Raw genomic sequence first — 18,100 nt, 5'->3', positions numbered from 1 at the left:
TTGTCGCTTTGGACAAAGAAATGACGTGCCGCCACGCACAGTGGCTAACAGTGATAAAGAGAAAATCCGACTCTCGCAGACCGCTAACACTGAAAGCAGCAACCCGGCACCAACCCCGACCGTTAACCCCTGAGCCGACCACCCCAGGCACTGCCCCCGACCACTAACCCCGACCACTAACCCCAAAACCACCCGCCCCCAAAACCCCGTCCACCGGCGCGAGCGAAAACTAGTAGTACGAAGGTCGTTCCAAGCGGATTTCCTGCAAGATGGTCGTAGCGATTTCCTCAATCGACTTATGCGTCGACGATAACCACTTGACCCCTTCGCGTTTCATCATCGCTTCGGCTTCGTTGATCTCATAGCGGCAGTTCTCCAGCGCCGCATACTTGCTCCCCGGCCGCCGCTCATTGCGAATCTCCGCCAGCCGCTGTGGATCGATCGACAAACCAAACATCTTTTCCCGATACGGCAGCAACGGCGTCGGTAACCGCCCACGCTCAAAATCTTCCGGAATCAACGGATAATTTGCCGCTTTCACTCCGTACTGCATCGCCAGATAAAGCGACGTTGGCGTCTTGCCGCTACGCGACACACCGACCAGGATCACATCGGCATCGGACAGATTCCGATTCGACTGGCCGTCGTCGTGCGCCAGCGAAAAATTGATCGCCTCGATCCGGTTCTTGTATTCGTCCGTATCCGCGTTCTGGTGGACCCGGCCCATCGCGTGCGTCGACTTGATGTCGAGTTCCAGTTCCAACGGCTCGATAAACGTCTGGAACATGTTCAGCACCAGCGCGTTCGACCGCCGCACGATCTCGTTCGACGCGCTGTCCACCAGCGTGGTGAATACAATCGGCCGACGGCCATCGAGTGACACCGCCTCGTTGATCTTCGCGATGGTCGCATGCGCCTTCTCGGTCGAGTCAACAAACGGCACGCGCACGAGCCGGAATTTCTGGTCGAACTGGGACAGGATCGAATGCGCGAAAGTCTCGGCAGTGATCCCGGTGCCATCGGAAACGATGAATACGGTAGGCGGCATCGGCGTTGAGGGTCGTGAAATTATGTGAAATGAATTGACGCTGATTATGGTCGATTAATGGGTCGGACGGATTGACGCAAAAGGCCTGGGCATGAACACTTATCTACGTCGCGCCGGGCACGGCGTCAGGCTAATAACTCCAAACTAAGCATCCACTAAAACACCTGATGTGCGCCGCCACACCATCCACGTGTGAAGGGTCTCATTACGCAGCGCTTTTATGCCCCGCGATGAAACATTTCCCAGAGGTAGCACGGTAGAATAGCGGCAACCTGTTCGATAAGCAATTGCGGACGATTAATCATCGATTCACGGAAGTTACCGCCCATTCGTGCGTTTTCGAGACAAAACGTAGATTTTATGGGCAGTTTTAACCGATATCGATGTGTTTCGAAGTCGTGTTTTCCAGCATCGCAACGCGGTTTTGGAAGGGCTCACGTTCGGTGGCTACACGACACGTCCCGCCCCCAAACGGCGCGTGGATCGAAACATGCGGCATGTGCTTATCAAACAGGTTATGCAGGTTGCGGTACGCGCCCCCAATGAGCGCCGCCGCTGCGAGCCCACTTGCATGATCGTGAATTCCATCCACCTTAGGGGCTTACATGACTAACGAAGCTAACGTTGCAAAGGACCAAGCGTATGTAGTTCCATTCGAGCAGTTGCGAATGACCGACGTCGACGTTGTCGGCGGCAAGAATGCGTCGCTCGGCGAGATGATCAGCCAGCTCGCCGAAGCCGGCGTTCAGGTGCCCACTGGTTTTGCGACCACGGCACAGGCATTTCGCGATTTCCTGCATCACAACAACCTGACCGAGCGCATCGCCAAACGTCTGGAACTCTTCGACGTAGACGACGTGAAAGCCTTGGCCGAAGCCGGCAAGGAAATCCGCCAATGGATCGTCGACGCGCCGATGCAACCCCGCCTCGAAGAACTGATTCGCAAAGGCTTCGACACGCTTCAGGCCAGCTCGCCGGAAGAGCTGTCATTCGCGGTGCGCTCTTCGGCGACTGCTGAAGACTTGCCGGACGCATCGTTCGCGGGTCAGCAGGAAAGCTATCTGAACGTGGTCGGCATCGACGAAGTGCTCGATCGCATGAAGCACGTGTTCGCGTCGCTGTATAACGACCGCGCTATTTCGTATCGGGTGCACAAGGGTTTTACGCACGCTGAAGTCGCGTTGTCGGCGGGCGTGCAGCGCATGGTCCGCTCGGACGTGGGCGCGGCCGGCGTGATGTTCACGCTCGATACCGAATCTGGTTTCAAGGACGCCGTGTTCATTACGTCGAGCTACGGCCTGGGCGAAACGGTCGTGCAGGGCGCCGTGAATCCGGACGAGTTCTACGTCTTCAAAACCACGCTCGAACAAGGCAAGTACCCGATCATCCGCCGCTCGATCGGCTCGAAGCTCATCAAGATGGAATTCACGAACGCTGGCGAAGCCGGCCGCGTGAAGACGGTGGACGTGTCGCACGAGCAGCGCAACCGCTTTTCCATCACTGACGCAGACGTGATCCAGCTCGCGAAGTACGCGGTGATCATCGAAAAGCATTATCAGCGTCCGATGGATATCGAGTGGGGCAAGGACGGTCGCGACGGCAAGATCTTCATTCTCCAGGCACGTCCTGAAACGGTGAAGAGCCAGGCTGCGGGCAAGGCTGAAATGCGCTTCAAGCTCAAGGGCCAGTCGAACGTGCTGGCCACGGGCCGCGCTATCGGCCAGAAGATTGGCGCAGGTCCGGTGCGCGTGATTCACGATCCGTCAGAGATGGATCGTGTTCAGCCCGGCGACGTGCTGGTGGCCGATATGACCGACCCGAACTGGGAGCCGGTGATGAAGCGTGCATCGGCTATCGTGACGAATCGCGGCGGACGTACGTGCCACGCGGCCATCATCGCGCGCGAACTGGGCGTGCCGGCAGTGGTGGGTTGCGGCGACGCAACCGATGTGCTGAAGGAAGGCCAGTTGGTGACGGTGTCGTGCGCGGAAGGCGACGAAGGCAAGATCTACGACGGCCTGCTCGAAACTGAAGTAACCGAAGTCGAGCGCGGCGAATTGCCCGAGATTCCGGTCAAGATCATGATGAACGTCGGCAATCCGCAACTTGCGTTCGACTTCTCGCATCTGCCGAACGCAGGCGTGGGCCTGGCGCGGCTCGAGTTCATCATCAACAACAACATCGGCGTGCATCCGAAGGCGATTCTCGAGTACCCGAACGTTGACGCCGACCTGAAGAAAGCCGTGGAAAGCGTCGCGCGTGGCCATGCATCGCCGCGAGCGTTCTACGTCGACAAGCTGACGGAAGGCATTGCCACGATCGCGGCGGCTTTCTATCCGAAGCCGGTGATCGTACGCTTGTCCGACTTCAAGTCGAACGAGTACAAGAAGCTGATCGGTGGTTCGCGTTACGAGCCGGACGAAGAGAACCCCATGCTCGGCTTCCGTGGCGCATCGCGTTACATCTCGGAGGACTTCGCCGAAGCCTTCCAGATGGAATGCATCGCATTGAAGAAGGTGCGCGAAGAGATGGGCCTCGATAACGTCGAGATCATGGTGCCGTTCGTGCGCACGCTGGCACAGGCTGAGAAGGTCGTTGGCCTGCTCGAGAAATTCGGCCTGAAACGCGGCGTGAATGGCCTGCGGCTGATCATGATGTGCGAGATTCCGTCGAACGCCATTTTGGCCGAAGAGTTCCTGCAATTCTTCGACGGTTTCTCGATCGGATCGAACGACCTGACGCAGCTCACGCTGGGTCTGGACCGCGATTCGGGCATGGAGTTGCTCGCAATCGACTTCGATGAGCGCGACCCGGCTGTGAAGTTCATGCTGAAGCGCGCGATCGAAACCTGTCTGCGGCTGAACAAGTACGTGGGCATTTGCGGTCAGGGCCCGTCGGACCATCCGGATCTCGCCGAATGGCTTGCGAAGGAAGGCATTGAGTCGATGTCGCTGAATCCGGACACGATCATCGACACATGGAAGACGCTGGCCAAAGCTTTGAATAAGTAAAACATGCGGCTGTATCGAAAGAGTATCAAGCTTTCAAAACAGTAAGCGTGCTATAACACCCCGGACGTTCCGGGGTGTTTTTGTTTGGAGAATCGCATGGCTGCTAACGGACTTTTCTGGTGGATCGGCGCCGGGGTGCTCGTGTTGCTCGAGTTGATGTCCGGCACGTTTTATCTGTTGATGGTGGCGGTGGGTTTTGTCGCGGGCGGGATCGCGCATTTGTTTGGAGCGGGACTGGAGATCGAGTTGCTCGTAGCCGCGTTGGTCGCGATGATCGCTGTCACCGTATTGCGGCGCTCGAAGCTGGGTCACGTTACCCGGCGCGATGCATCGCATGATCCGGGCGTGAACCTGGACATTGGCGAGACGCTGAAGGTGAACGAGTGGCACGAGGGCCGCGCGAGGGCGTTGTATCGCGGGGCGGAATGGGACATTGAATTGGCGCCGGGGGAGACGGAAGGCGCGCATATGTACAGGATCACGGCGTTTTCCGGCAACACGCTGGTCGTTGCGGCAACCCGCTGAGAAGATGGAAATCGGGCTTAAGGCCGGGCCAAGTTTTCATAAGCCGGTCGACAAGTAAGACACGCATAACAAGGAGTAGAGATGGACGTGACTATCATCGGGGCAATTTTGTTGATTATCGTCATCGCGATTGCCGCGCAGACGATCAAGATCGTGCCGCAGCAACACGCATGGGTGCTGGAACGGCTCGGGCGCTATCACGCGACCCTCACGCCGGGGCTGACCATCGTCGTGCCGTTTGTCGATCGCGTGGCCTACAAGCACGTGCTGAAGGAAATTCCACTGGAAGTGCCGAGCCAGGTCTGTATCACGCGCGACAACACGCAGTTGCAGGTGGACGGCGTGCTGTACTTTCAGGTGACCGACGCCATGAAGGCGTCGTATGGGTCGAGCAACTTCATCTATGCCATCACGCAGTTGTCGCAGACCACGCTGCGTTCGGTGATCGGCAAGCTCGAGCTCGACAAGACCTTTGAAGAACGCGACTACATCAATCACAGCATTGTCACGTCGCTCGATCAGGCCGCGGCGAACTGGGGTGTGAAGGTGCTGCGCTATGAAATCAAGGATTTGACGCCGCCGAAGGAAATCCTGCACGCGATGCAGGCGCAAATCACAGCCGAGCGCGAGAAGCGGGCGGTGATTGCTGCGTCGGAAGGTCGCAAGCAGGAGCAGATCAATATTGCGTGGGGCGCGCGTGAAGCGGCTATTCATAAGTCAGAAGGCGAGCGTCAGGCGCAGATCAATCAGGCCGAAGGCGAGGCGTCGGCCATTCTGGCGGTGGCTGTCGCGAATGCTCAGGCAATTGAGAAGATTGGTGCGGCGATACAAACAGCCGGCGGCATGGAAGCGGTGAACCTGAAGGTTGCAGAGCAATATGTCACTGCGTTCGGGAACATCGCGAAGCAGGGTAATACGCTGATCGTGCCGGGGAATTTGTCGGAGATGAGTTCAATGATCGCGTCGGCGCTGAGCATCATCAAGGGCGATGGAACGGGTGGTGGCGTGATTCGTAAGAGCTGATTCAGCTGGCCATATAAAAAAGGGCGTCGACTACATGGTCGACGCCCTTTTTTTGCTTGGATATGCTCACTATCATGCCGGTGGTGCTCAATGCTTGGCACCGCGCATGATTTGCGCTTTTTCGCGTTCCCAGTCGCGCTTTTTCTCGGTTTCGCGTTTGTCGTGGAGCTTCTTGCCCTTCGCGAGGCCGATCTCGCATTTCACGCGGCCGCCTTTGTAGTGGAAGTTCAGCGGCACGAGCGTATGACCCTTCTGCTCGACCTTGCTGATGAGCTTCGAGATTTCTTCGCTGTGCAGCAGCAGCTTGCGTGTGCGGACCGGGTCCGGGTGGATATGGGTCGATGCTTCCGGCAACGGGCTGATGTGCGCACCGATCAGGAACAGTTCGCCGTCACGAATGATGACGTAGCCTTCCTTGATCTGGCCGCGGCCGGCCCGGAGCGCCTTGACTTCCCACCCTTCCAGCACGAGCCCCGCCTCGTAGCGATCTTCGATGAAGTAATCGAAGAAGGCTTTTCTGTTGTCGATGATGCTCATGAATGAAAAGTGCCTAACTCGTTTAAAATCCTGATTTTAGCAGCGCGGGCGAGGTAAAGCCCGCAAAGCTTCCCACTCTTGCCACGCGTTGCGCCCTTTATGGCAGATGTCCAGAAAACTGTATTGATCCGTCACTCTGCAGAGCAGATGTTCGACCTCGTTACCGATGTCGCCGATTACCCGAATTTTTTGCCGTGGTGTGGAGGCGTGGAAGTAGGCCGCCACGACGAACACAGCATGGAAGCGAAGATCCACATCAATTTCAAGGGCATCAAGCAGCATTTCGCCACGCGTAACGTGCATACGCGCCCGACCACCATCGATATGGAGTTCATGGACGGTCCTTTCAAGAAGTTCACCGGTTACTGGCGCTTCACGCCGTTGCGGGCCGATGCCTGCAAGATCGAGTTCGCGTTGCATTACGAGTTTTCGAACATCATTCTCGAGAAGATCATCGGGCCGGTGTTCAGTCACATTGCGCACACGTTCGTGGATTCGTTCGTGAAGCGCGCAGATCAGCGGTATGGAAAGTGATGACGCTCTCCGTTGAGGTTTGTTATGCGTTGCCGGAGGGGAAAAGCGCGGTGTGTGCGCTTTCCCTGGGCGATGGTGTGACTCTGCGGCAAGCTATTGAGGCGAGCGGATTGCTCGTACAGTTTCCCGAGATCGATCTGAACGTGCAGAAAGTGGGCGTTTTTGGAAAGATCCAGGCGCTGGATGCGGTGCTTGCCGATCACGATCGGGTGGAGATTTATCGGCCGCTGAAGGTTGATCCGAAGGTGGCGCGGCAAAGGCGGGTTGAGAAGACGCGGCGCGGCGGGTCCATTGAAGGGCGGCGGTGGACGCGCAAGGAAGCGCGGTAAGGGCGATTCGTCTGGATGCCGGCATCCTTGCCGGCATCCGCAAAACCGAACTTGTATCGAACGCAAATCGAGCGAAAAACCGAAACGGCGAGGTAAATCTCCCACCCGGCCGAGGCCCGAAAATTGCGACGGAAAACGAGGAATGCCACCTAAGCTGCTGTTCGGGCAGTGAAAATCCGGGGAACTATCGGTATAATTCGGTTTTGCGCCCATAGGATTTGCCATGCGTCTGATCCAGAAAGCACTCACGTTCGATGACGTGCTCCTCGTGCCCGCGTTTTCCAACGTTCTCCCGCGCGACACCAGCCTGAAAACACAGGTTACCCGAAAGATCTCGCTGAACATGCCCCTGTTGTCCGCTGCCATGGACACAGTCACCGAAGGCCGGCTCGCTATTGCGATGGCCCAACTCGGCGGCGTCGGCATCATCCACAAGAACCTGACCGCAGCCGAACAGGCCCGCGAAGTCGCGAAAGTAAAGCGCTTCGAATCGGGCGTGGTGCGCGATCCGATCACCGTTCCGCCGCAAATGAAAGTGCGCGACGTGATCGCTCTCACGCAACAGCACGGCATTTCCGGTTTTCCGGTGGTCGAAGGGCAGCAGCTGATCGGTATCGTGACGAACCGCGACTTGCGCTTCGAAGAACGTCTCGACGACGAAGTGCGCAAGATCATGACGCCGCGTGAACGTCTCGTGACGGTCAAGGAAGGCACGCCGCTCGCCGAAGCGAAGGCGCTGATGCACAGCCATCGGCTGGAACGCGTGCTGGTCGTCAACGACGCGTTCGAATTGCGCGGCCTCATGACCGTCAAGGACATCACCAAGCAAACCGAACACCCGGACGCCTGCAAGGACGAACACGGCAAACTGCGCGCTGGCGCGGCAGTCGGCGTGGGTCCGGAAAATGAGGAGCGCGTTGAGCTGCTGTCGGCGGCGGGTGTGGACATCATCGTGGTGGATACGGCGCACGGACACAGCCAGGGCGTGCTTGAACGCGTGCGCTGGGTGAAGCAGAACTATCCGCATATTGAAGTGATTGGCGGGAATATCGCCACGGCTGCGGCTGCCAAGGCGCTCGTGGAATACGGCGCGGATGGCGTGAAGGTCGGGATCGGCCCGGGTTCTATCTGTACGACGCGGATCGTGGCGGGGGTTGGCGTTCCGCAAATTACCGCAGTGGCTAACGTATCGGACGCGTTGCGCGGCTCGGGCGTACCGGTGATCTCTGACGGCGGCGTGCGTTTTTCCGGCGATGTCAGCAAGGCGCTTGCAGCCGGCGCTGACGCTGTGATGATGGGCAGTATGCTTGCTGGCACGGAAGAATCCCCCGGCGACGTGTTTCTGTTCCAGGGCCGCCAGTTCAAGGCGTATCGCGGCATGGGTTCGGTCGGCGCGATGAAGGACGGCGCGGCGGACCGGTATTTCCAGGACAACTCGGCGAATATCGACAAGCTCGTGCCTGAAGGCATCGAAGGGCAGGTCGCCTATAAGGGTTCGGTCAACGCGATCCTGTTCCAGGTGGTCGGTGGCGTGCGGGCGAGCATGGGATATTGCGGCTGCCGCAATATCGCTGAAATGCACGACAAGGCCGAATTCGTCCAGATCACGGGCGCCGGCATGCGCGAGTCGCACGTGCACGACGTGCAGATCACGAAGGAAGCGCCCAACTACCACGTGGAATGACCATGAAACCGCTGCTGCGCGCTGTTCTTGTCATCAATGCACTGATTTTCCTGGCGTTTGGCGTGTTGTTCCTGCTCACGCCATGGACAGCTTTGTGGGCATCGATGCATCTCGTGACCGTGCAGCCGCCGTTTGTCGGACAGTTGTTCGGGATCGCGCTGATCGGTATTGCGTGGCTCGCGGTTCATGCTGCTATCGACGGCGCTTTGACCGCGACGGCCGCCAAGGTGGCGGGACATGTGGAGTGGTTGTCGGGCCTGGTGATGATGGTATGGCTGCTCGGGCTGCATACGCCCGAGTTGACGGGGTTTGGTCAGGTGATTGCGGCGTTGGTCGGCGTGGCCATGCTGGTGCTGGGGCTGGGCAGCGTGAGGCTGTCAGGTGCGGTGCGGCGGCGCGAGCGCGCGGCTCTGGCCGGGGCTGCTGCGGCTGAGCGCGCCGAGAAACGTGCGGCGAAGACCAAGGTAGAGGAACGTGTAGAACGTGTGACTCCGCCGCCGCGGCCTTTATCGTCGGACCCCGATGCACCGGCCAATCCTCGCTGGGATAGTGAGTTGATCGAGCCCGTTGTGGGCGAGGCTATCCCGCCGCTCGCGCCCGCACGTCCCGCTGCGCCGGCGCCATCGGCTACTGCGTTTGATCCGGCGACCGGACATGTCGTCGACTCTGCCACGGGGCGCTCGCTGGATCCCGCCACTGGCCGCGCGTTCGACCCCGTCAGCGGTCACAAGCTCGATCCTGAAACCGGTCGCGCGATCGACCCGGTCACCGGTCGAACGGTGGATCCGATTACCGGCCAGTTTATCGATCCGGTTCGCCGCGATCCGCGCTGACGGCTTGCGCGCATAGCTCTTCGCGACTGTGCCGGTTGGTCGAACACCTGTCGAGGAACGGAGCATCGCGTTTCGTTGTATCGATGAATCTGTCTTGCTGCGGTCGGCAACCAGCGCCGGCCGTTGAACTTTCTGCGTGACGCGATGGCGATGCGTGGGACCTCGTTCCTGCTGCTTGCGTTATCGTTTTTGCGCCTTTGCCAACCGTTTTCCGTTCACTCGCCTTCCGGCCGCTGCCATGCACGACAAGATCCTGATTCTCGATTTCGGCTCCCAAGTCACCCAGTTGATCGCACGACGCATCCGCGAATCACATGTGTATTCGGAGATCCATCCGTACGACGTGGACGACGCGTTCATCCGCGAGTTCGCGCCGAAGGGCATCATCTTGTCGGGCGGCCCGAACTCGGTCACCGAACTCGGGTCGCCGCGTGCGCCGCATGTTGTCTTCGATCTCGGCGTGCCGGTGCTCGGCATTTGCTACGGCATGCAGACGATGGCCGAACAACTCGGCGGCAAGGTTGAACTCGGCAATGTCCGCGAATTCGGTTATGCCGAAGTGCGGGCGCATAACCATACGAGCTTCCTGAACGGCATCGAAGACTTCCAGACGGCCGAAGGTCACGGCATGCTGAAAGTGTGGATGAGCCACGGCGACAAGGTGTCTGACATGCCGGTCGGATTCAAGCTGATGGCATCGACGCCGTCTTGCCCGATCGCCGCGATGGCCGACGACGAGCGCCATTTCTACGGCCTCCAGTGGCATCCGGAAGTCACGCACACCGTGCAGGGACGCGCGATGCTCGACCGCTTCGTGCTCGAGTTGTGCGGTGCGCGGCCGGACTGGGAGATGGGGCATTACATCGATGAAGCGGTTGAGAAGATTCGTTTGCAAGTCGGCGATGAGCACGTGATCCTGGGGTTGTCGGGCGGCGTGGATTCGTCGGTGGCGGCGGCGCTTTTGCATCGTGCGATCGGGGCGCAATTGACGTGTGTTTTTGTTGACCATGGTTTGCTGCGGTTGAATGAAGCCGAGCAGGTCATGACAACGTTCGCCGATCACCTCGGCGTGAAGGTGATTCATGTTGACGCCAGCGACGTGTTTTTATCGAAGCTTGCCGGGGTGACCGATCCTGAGGCGAAGCGGAAGATTATTGGCGCTGAGTTCGTTGAAGTGTTCCAGACGGAAGCCAACAAGCTGAAGGACGCGAAGTGGCTCGCGCAAGGGACGATTTATCCGGATGTGATCGAGTCGGCGGGCAAGGGCAAGAAGGGCCACACGATCAAGAGCCATCACAACGTGGGTGGTTTGCCCGAGACGCTGAATTTGAAGTTGCTTGAGCCGTTGCGCGAATTGTTCAAGGACGAAGTGCGGGAGTTGGGCGTGAAGCTGGGGCTGCCTCCCGCGATGGTTTATCGGCATCCGTTCCCGGGACCGGGATTGGGCGTGCGGATTTTGGGCGAGGTGAAGAAGGAGTTCGCTGAATTGCTGCGTCATGCGGATGCGATTTTTATCGAAACGTTGAGGAATACGTTTGATAAGGAGTCGGGCAAGTCGTGGTATGAGCTGACCAGTCAGGCCTTTGCGGTGTTTTTGCCGGTGAAAAGCGTGGGTGTGATGGGCGATGGGCGGACTTATGAGTATGTGGTTGCTCTCCGGGCCGTGCAAACGCTGGACTTCATGACCGCGCAATGGGCACACCTGCCGCATGAGCTGTTAGGGCATGTTTCGAACCGGATTATTAACGAGGTTCGCGGGATTAATCGCGTTGTTTACGATATTTCGGGGAAACCGCCGGCTACGATTGAGTGGGAGTAAAAAGGATAATATTTTTTCCTTTTTGGCTTGATAAGGTTGTAATATTGACTTTATGGCCAAAAAAACTGCTCCCTTGCTTCCTGCTACCGAACTGCGACTGCAGCAATTCGGAGATCGGTTGCGCTTGGCTCGACTGCGCAGGCACTTAACTGCGAAGCAAGTGGCTGAACGGGCAGGGATGACCACGGTCACGCTGCGTAGCCTGGAGCGTGGTAGCTCCGGCGTCACGATCGGTGCCTATCTGTCGGTGATGCAGGTCTTGGGAGTTGAGCACGACCTCGATCTAATGCTTAAGGAAGATCTCTTGGGTCGCGGCCTACAGGACGCAGCCTTGCCGCGCCAGACCCGAAAGGCATCCCTCAACGCGCAAGCTCTACCAAAGCAGTCTGCGACGGCGCCCAGCCCGTCATCTGTCGAAACGGAGGCCGACTTCCTACCGAATGGCTCCGCCGATTGGACCCCCGGCAGCGATTTCGTAAGCGCAGACACTCTTGCCGCACTCATCAAGGCCCCGAAGCCAGCCAAGAAAAAGCAGGGGGGGAGATGAGCGACGACTTCATCGCCGTCCACGGCGATTGGGTTGGCCTGTCAGCCCCGTTGTTGCTGGGTCGCCTCTATACCCACCGCACGGCAGCCAAGGAAATATTCGACTTTGAGTTCGATTCCGCTTTTCTGAGGTGCCGGGATTTGGCTAACCTTCGGCTTGATCCCCGACTCGGCCTGTTCGAAGGCCGCCAATACCCGGGGCAGGGCCAAGACACTTTCGGCACTTTCGCCGACGCCAGCCCCGACCGCTGGGGCCGCCTGCTGATGCGCCGTCGTCTGGAGCGGGCGCAGCGTGCAGGCTTGACCGATCCCAAGTCACGGCTCTACGAGTCCGACTACCTGCTGGGCGTGCATGACACGTACCGCGTCGGTGCTTTACGTTTTCGCCGCAACGCAGACGGCACTTTCCTCGACGATCAGCACAATATTGCTGCACCGCCATTCGTGCAACTGCGCGCCCTGGAAGCCGCAAGCCTGGCGCTAGAGCGCGACGAAGACAACACTGACCGTCAAGCCGATGAATGGCTACGCATGCTCATCGCTCCCGGCGGGTCCCTGGGTGGAGCTCGCCCAAAGGCCAGCGTTGTCGACCCGCAGGGTCATTTGTGGATGGCCAAGTTTCCAAGCGTACGCGATGAACACAACGTTGGCGCTTGGGAAATGGTTGTACATACGCTGGCCAAGGCGTCCGGCCTGAACGTGCCCGACGCGCTGGTACGTCGCTTCGGTAGCCCGCATCACACGTTCCTCGTCAAGCGTTTCGATCGCACTGCGGACAGCCGACGTCTGCACTTTGCCTCTGCAATGAATTTAACCGACCACCAGGATGGCGATGACGCTTCGACCGGCGCCAGCTATCTGGAAATTGCTCGCGTATTGATGACCGAGGGGGCACAGACGGGCGTTGACCTGCGCGAACTGTGGTCGCGCATTGTCTTCAACCTGCTGGTTTCGAACACTGACGATCATCTGCGCAACCACGGATTCCTACTCGACTCAGGCAGGGGGTGGCGGCTGTCCCCTGCGTTCGACATGAACCCAGTGCCTCATGCACATGGGCTCAAGCTCAATATCAGCGAGGTCGACAACGCCATGGATCCGGAATTGGCGCGGTCGGTGGCACCGTATTTCCGAATCACTGTTGGGGACGCGAACGACATCATCGAACGGCAGCAACAGGTCGTATCGCAGTGGCGAATCATTGCCGACTCGCTAGGTATTTCTGCTCAGGAACAACGGCGTCTCGCAGATGCCTTCTCTGCGTCTGAGTACAGGATTAAGAAATGAGCGACATCAAACTTTTTAATTTGGCCGCAGGTGTAGCCACGGAACTGGAAGGGCAGGCCTCTGACCTGGAAAAGCCGCTGCAGACCCTGATCGAGAATAATCTCGAACCGCTCCTCGGTATTCGCTTCTTGGCCAGTGAGTATGCGACCGGAAAGACCCATGCCGGTCGCATCGACTCATTAGGATTGGATGAAAACGACGGCCCAGTAATACTTGAATACAAACGGTCCGTCGGCGAGAACGTCATCAATCAAGGTCTGTTTTATTTGGACTGGCTGATGGACCATCAGGCCGAGTTCAAGCTGCTGGTTATGGAGAAACTCGGACACGCGACTGCAGCTCTAATCGATTGGAGCGTCCCGCGTCTGCTCTGTATTGCAGCCGACTTCACCAAATACGATGCGCATGCCGTGCAGCAGATCAACCGCAATGTAGAGCTGATCCGCTATCGCCGCTTCGGTTCGGATCTATTGTTGCTGGAACTGGTCAATGCGGTTATTGACATGCCTCATCATGGCGATTTTGCGAAAAATAGCGGCATCCATTGTCCGATACGGTTGGATGAAAGCCGGTGGATGCCTGCAGGAATCTTCGGTATAGCTAACGGTATCAATGTCACGCGAGCGGTGGAAGCGCCGTCCACGCAAGGCTTCAGCATCGAATCGACAATCGAGTGGGAGTAGGTTTTAAAAAATCATAATAAAATCAATGGTTTATGCGATCTGTCACAAAACTTTCTTTGCTATTTCTCTCGTTGTAAGTCATTGCTAGATAAGCGAATTCTCGACGATTCGGGAGGCGGCTGGCCGAATGTGTGCCGCAAATGACGGTAGGGCCGACGGTATGCGCCGAATGCACGATTGTGGCGGTGGCGTTGGGATGAGCGACTTGTGGCGGTCTAGCCAGTGCAATGCGGATCGCCGACGCTTCATGAACGACTGCGAGAAGCCCGGGTAGCGGCCGTCCAGTCGACGAAACATGCTGTTGGTTCGGCAGGTTTTGTGTCTGTAACTCATTGTTTGTTAAGAGTTTTAAGGTGAGTTATAATGGAACCTTGTACGCCGGCCTTAGAGGTGACTGATGAACCTGGACGGTAAGCTTTTGATGTCGCTGAAGAAGCGGTCGGGTAATGTCGTGCTTCGACGTGAACTGGCTGGCTTGGGGAGTTCGTCGCACCTTAGCGCTGCGCTTCAGCACCTCGTTGCCAATGGACGCCTGGTTCGACTTGGAGCGGGTGTTTATGCCAAGACCAGTCCGGATCCGGAAGGCGACACGCGATTTGCCGTTGGTTATGACATGCTGTTGCGCGAGGCGCTCGGGAAACTGGGTGTCGCGGTGCTTAATGTCACAATCCAGCACGAAAACGGTCGCTCCGTTTGCCTGGTTGACACCGGCGCGAGTCGGATTTCTCGCAAGCTAGGCTGGGATAACATCCGGGTGCGGTATGTCGGTCAACGCGAAAGACCGCAAATGGGCGCCGTCCCCAGGCTACCTGCAGATGTCGACAAGCTGCCAACACAAAACGTCGGGAAGTTTGTCGAACGGCTCGCGCAAGCCTACGGCGTTCAATACCAGCGCTCGGGCCTCGATGATTTCGCCGAGGCAGTGACGCGAGCGGCGGGGGACGATGTCAAGCTCGATCTGACAGGTAAGCTGCTGGTTGCGCTCAAGAAACAGGATCGGATTAATGGTCGGCAGTTTGCCCGATTGATGGCAAACCACATGAGGGAAGTCAAGTGTGTTCGATCCGTTCGGGGACTACGAAACCAAGGGTTACCTGCGTAACGTCGACAGCATCACGGATCTGGATGAAATCAAGTACATAGAACACGGATTCTTCGAGTCGAACCTCGAGGCGGCATTGGCGTACCTTCATGTCATCAAAGGTTCGATTACGTACGTGGACTTCCTTGAGGTTCACCGGATCCTGTTTAGTGAGTTTTACCCTTGGGCAGGCCAGGATCGTCATGCTCTCGGTGTCGGACGACTGGTCGGGAAGGGGCAGAGAATACAGTTCGAAGCGTCGGAGTTGTGCCAGCGTGCCGTTGAATGGGGCCTGTCGGCCGGCAACAATCCAAAGGCGATGCGTGAAAAGTCGGGGATGGTCATGGGCGCTTTCGCTTGGGGCCATCCTTTTCTGGACGGGAACGGTCGTACCATGCTTCTCGTCCACGCGGAGCTTTGCCACCGCGCAGGCTTCGCCATTAACTGGAATGTGTCCCGGAAGGGGGATTACCTGGAATCGCTTACCCGGGAACTGGAAAATCCGCAAGGCAAGCACCTTGACGCGTATCTCCTTCCATTGATGGCCGCTTCCGTTTCCCGGGGCGATCTCCGAGACCACCTCCTGTCATTGCCGGGTCTTAACGGAGAGGACGGGAGCGTTGCTCCGAACATCGCGTATCGGGCGGACGATGCTGAGGCAAACCACAACTACCTCGAGTTGAAGCGCGCGCGTGGCGAGAATTGAGCGGCATGCCGCGCCCTCAACTGAGAGTTCAACACACGTACACATGTGGCGAAGACATGTTGCCGATCGTCGAATGGCACGTCAATTTACCCCTCTCCACAAGGCTCCAGCCGTTGAATCGACAATCGAGTGGAGTAGAATTCCCGCCAGGAAACATCATTCGCTAGTTGATTAACTATTAAAGCCCTGTTTTTTACAGGGCTTTATATTTTGTTTTGAGCACCATTTTTGGAATTTCCCCATGGAAATTAAAGTCAACTTTCTCGATAAGCTACGCCTTGAAGCCAAGTTCGATGACTTCACGGTAGTGTCCGACCAGCCTATCCGTTATAAGGGCGATGGCTCGGCGCCTGGTCCCTTCGATTATTTCCTGGCCTCATCGGCCCTGTGTGCAGCTTACTTTGTGAAGTTGTACTGCGTAACTCGCAATATTCCTACCGAAAATATCCGCCTGTCGCAGAATAATATTGTTGATCCGGAAAACCGGTACCAACAGATTTTCAAGATTCAGGTTGAGTTGCCGGCGGATATCTCTGCCAAAGACCGTCAAGGTATTTTGCGCTCCATCGACCGTTGTACGGTGAAAAAAGTGGTGCAAGCCGGACCGGAGTTTGTCATCGAAGAGGTGGAGAACCTGGATGCCGATGCTCAGTCCTTGCTGATGTCGAAGCCGGCTTCTGACGCCAGCACCTATATTGCGGGCAAGGATCTGCCGTTGGAGCAAACCATCGCCAATATGTCGGGCGTTTTGGCGAGCTTGGGCATCAAGATTGAAATCGCTTCGTGGCGCAATCTTGTTCCCAATGTGTGGTCGCTGCATATCCGCGATGCGCACTCGCCGATGTGTTTTACCAATGGCAAGGGCGCGACCAAGGAAGGCGCGTTGGCGTCGGCATTGGGAGAGTATATCGAGCGACTGAATTGCAATCATTTCTACGCCGGCACGTTTTGGGGCGAAGACATTGCCAATGCGGCGTTTGTACATTATCCGAGCGAGCGCTGGTTCAAGCCTGGCCGTAAGGATGCGCTGCCGGCTGAAATTCTGGATGCGTACTGCCTGGAAATTTATAATCCCGATGGCGAGTTGCGTGGCTCGCATCTGTATGACACCAACTCCGGCAATGTGCAGCGCGGTATCTGTTCGCTGCCGTTTGTGCGGCAGTCGGACGGCGAAGTGGTGTATTTTCCGTCCAACCTGATCGAAAACCTGTTCGTCAGCAATGGCATGAGTGCGGGTAATACGCTGGTCGAAGCGCAGGTGCAATGTCTGTCCGAAATTTTCGAACGAGCGGTAAAGCGTGAAATTCTGGAAGGTGAAATCGCATTGCCTGATGTGCCGCACGAAGTGCTGGCGAAATACCCCGGCATTCTGGCCGGGATTCAGGGGTTGGAAGAGCAGGGCTTTCCGGTGCTGGTCAAGGATGCGTCGCTGGGTGGGACCTACCCTGTGATGTGCGTCACGTTGATGAACCCGCGAACAGGCGGCGTCTTTGCCTCGTTCGGCGCACACCCAAGCTTTGAGGTGGCGCTGGAACGGAGTCTTACCGAGTTGCTACAGGGGCGCAGTTTTGAAGGCCTGAACGATTTACCCCAGCCCACCTTTGTCAGTAACGCTGTGACTGAGCCCAATAACTTCGTAGAGCACTTCATTGATTCGAGCGGTGTGGTGTCGTGGCGCTTTTTCAGCGCCAAAGCGAATGTCGAGTTTGTTGAATGGGATTTTTCTGGCCAGGGTGAAAACTCCAATGCCGAGGAAGCCGCAACGTTGTTCGGCATTCTCGAAGACATGGGCAAAGAGGTGTACACGGCAGTGTATGACCAACTGGGCGCCGTGGCCTGCCGGATTTTGGTGCCCGGGTATTCGGAAGTTTATCCGGTCGAGGATTTGATCTGGGATAACACAAACAAGGCGCTGTTGTTCCGCGCCGATATCTTGAACTTGCATCGCCTGGACGATACCGGCCTGGCAGCATTGCTTGAGCGGCTGGATAACAATGAACTGGATGAGCACTCCGATATTGCCACTTTGATCGGCATCGAGTTTGACGAGAATACGGAATGGGGACAGCTAACCGTCCTCGAGTTGAAGCTGCTGATTCATCTCGCTTTGAAGCAATTTGAGGAGGCACAAGAGCTGGTAGGTGCCTTCCTGCAATACAACGACAACACGGTCGAGCGCGGATTGTTTTACCAGGCCTTGAATGTGGTGCTGGAGGTGCTGCTCGATGACGACCTGGAACTGGACGACTACGCGATCAACTTCCGTCGCATGTTTGGCAACGCTCGGATGGACGCGGCAATGGGGTCAGTGGACGGCAGCGTACGCTTCTACGGGCTCACGCCAACGAGTATGAAACTGGAGGGTCTGGATAGGCACCACCGCTTGATCGACAGTTACAAGAAATTGCATAAGGCGCGGGCCAGTGTGGCGGCTACAGCGAGTTAGCGTTACGA

16 protein-coding genes are annotated in these 18,100 nt (G+C 57.5%); 14 read left to right on the top strand and 2 right to left on the bottom strand.

Annotation, left to right across the window (positions count from 1 at the left end):
• Window positions 1–229 precede the first annotated feature (229 nt).
• The gene (locus tag HB376_RS13400) at window positions 230–1,048 is read right to left on the bottom strand and encodes a pyruvate, water dikinase regulatory protein (RefSeq protein WP_213764123.1); all 819 of its coding nucleotides are present in this window, start codon (window positions 1,046–1,048) and stop codon (window positions 230–232) included.
• A gap of 605 nt (window positions 1,049–1,653) precedes the next feature.
• Between HB376_RS13400 and ppsA the strand changes: the two genes are divergently transcribed.
• From ppsA to HB376_RS13385, 3 genes are all read left to right on the top strand, one after another.
• The gene (gene ppsA / locus HB376_RS13395) at window positions 1,654–4,059 is read left to right on the top strand and encodes a phosphoenolpyruvate synthase (protein ID WP_213764122.1); all 2,406 of its coding nucleotides are present in this window, start codon (window positions 1,654–1,656) and stop codon (window positions 4,057–4,059) included.
• A gap of 96 nt (window positions 4,060–4,155) precedes the next feature.
• Window positions 4,156–4,584 carry an NfeD family protein gene (locus HB376_RS13390; RefSeq protein ID WP_213764121.1) on the top strand — a complete coding sequence of 143 codons (429 nt, stop codon included), beginning with the start codon at window positions 4,156–4,158 and terminating at the stop codon, window positions 4,582–4,584.
• Between the two features lie 81 nt (window positions 4,585–4,665).
• Window positions 4,666–5,607 (top strand): stomatin-like protein, encoded by a 942-nt coding sequence (locus HB376_RS13385; RefSeq protein ID WP_213764120.1) that lies wholly within the window; start codon window positions 4,666–4,668, stop codon window positions 5,605–5,607.
• An 87-nt stretch (window positions 5,608–5,694) separates the two neighbouring features.
• Here the strand turns inward: HB376_RS13385 and smpB are convergent, their stop codons facing one another.
• Window positions 5,695–6,144 carry an SsrA-binding protein SmpB gene (gene smpB / locus HB376_RS13380; protein ID WP_031364027.1) on the bottom strand — a complete coding sequence of 150 codons (450 nt, stop codon included), beginning with the start codon at window positions 6,142–6,144 and terminating at the stop codon, window positions 5,695–5,697.
• A 99-nt stretch (window positions 6,145–6,243) separates the two neighbouring features.
• Here smpB and HB376_RS13375 point away from each other — a divergent pair, with 99 nt between their 5' ends.
• The 11 genes from HB376_RS13375 to HB376_RS13325 all read left to right on the top strand — a co-directional run bounded on the left by HB376_RS13375 (window position 6,244) and on the right by HB376_RS13325 (window position 18,092).
• Entirely contained in the window at window positions 6,244–6,678 is a 435-nt protein-coding gene (locus tag HB376_RS13375) for a type II toxin-antitoxin system RatA family toxin (RefSeq protein ID WP_031364028.1), read from the top strand.
• Window positions 6,678–7,007 (top strand): RnfH family protein, encoded by a 330-nt coding sequence (locus HB376_RS13370; protein WP_213764119.1) that lies wholly within the window; start codon window positions 6,678–6,680, stop codon window positions 7,005–7,007. Before HB376_RS13375 ends, HB376_RS13370 begins: the two co-directional genes overlap by 1 nt.
• 223 nt (window positions 7,008–7,230) lie before the next feature.
• A complete protein-coding gene (gene guaB, locus HB376_RS13365; protein WP_213764118.1) occupies window positions 7,231–8,691 on the top strand; it encodes an IMP dehydrogenase in 1,461 nt (486 codons plus the stop codon).
• A 2-nt stretch (window positions 8,692–8,693) separates the two neighbouring features.
• The gene (locus HB376_RS13360; protein WP_213764117.1) at window positions 8,694–9,524 is read left to right on the top strand and encodes a hypothetical protein; all 831 of its coding nucleotides are present in this window, start codon (window positions 8,694–8,696) and stop codon (window positions 9,522–9,524) included.
• Window positions 9,525–9,762: 238 nt separating this feature from the next.
• Window positions 9,763–11,343 carry a glutamine-hydrolyzing GMP synthase gene (guaA, locus tag HB376_RS13355; protein WP_213764116.1) on the top strand — a complete coding sequence of 527 codons (1,581 nt, stop codon included), beginning with the start codon at window positions 9,763–9,765 and terminating at the stop codon, window positions 11,341–11,343.
• A 52-nt stretch (window positions 11,344–11,395) separates the two neighbouring features.
• Window positions 11,396–11,890, top strand: a complete 495-nt coding sequence (locus tag HB376_RS13350; protein ID WP_213764115.1) for a helix-turn-helix transcriptional regulator — start codon at window positions 11,396–11,398, stop codon at window positions 11,888–11,890.
• Window positions 11,887–13,176, top strand: coding sequence for a HipA domain-containing protein (locus tag HB376_RS13345; RefSeq protein WP_213764114.1), 1,290 nt, complete (start codon window positions 11,887–11,889; stop codon window positions 13,174–13,176). Before HB376_RS13350 ends, HB376_RS13345 begins: the two co-directional genes overlap by 4 nt.
• Entirely contained in the window at window positions 13,173–13,859 is a 687-nt protein-coding gene (locus HB376_RS13340; protein WP_255631311.1) for a hypothetical protein, read from the top strand. The genes HB376_RS13345 and HB376_RS13340 overlap by 4 nt, the downstream gene beginning before the upstream one ends.
• 397 nt (window positions 13,860–14,256) lie before the next feature.
• A complete protein-coding gene (locus HB376_RS13335; protein WP_213764113.1) occupies window positions 14,257–14,961 on the top strand; it encodes a hypothetical protein in 705 nt (234 codons plus the stop codon).
• On the top strand, window positions 14,915–15,646 hold the full coding sequence (locus HB376_RS13330) for a Fic family protein (RefSeq protein ID WP_213764112.1): 732 nt from the start codon (window positions 14,915–14,917) through the stop codon (window positions 15,644–15,646). The genes HB376_RS13335 and HB376_RS13330 overlap by 47 nt, the downstream gene beginning before the upstream one ends.
• Before the next feature lie 241 nt (window positions 15,647–15,887).
• A complete protein-coding gene (locus tag HB376_RS13325; protein ID WP_213764111.1) occupies window positions 15,888–18,092 on the top strand; it encodes an OsmC domain/YcaO domain-containing protein in 2,205 nt (734 codons plus the stop codon).
• The last annotated feature ends 8 nt before the right edge of the window (window positions 18,093–18,100 follow it).

The sequence above is a fragment of the Caballeronia sp. dw_19 genome (assembly GCF_018449515.1).
Lineage (GTDB): Bacteria > Pseudomonadota > Gammaproteobacteria > Burkholderiales > Burkholderiaceae > Caballeronia.
The sequence above is the reverse complement of the archived record's forward strand: the minus strand, read 5'-3'. Positions and strand labels throughout refer to the sequence as shown.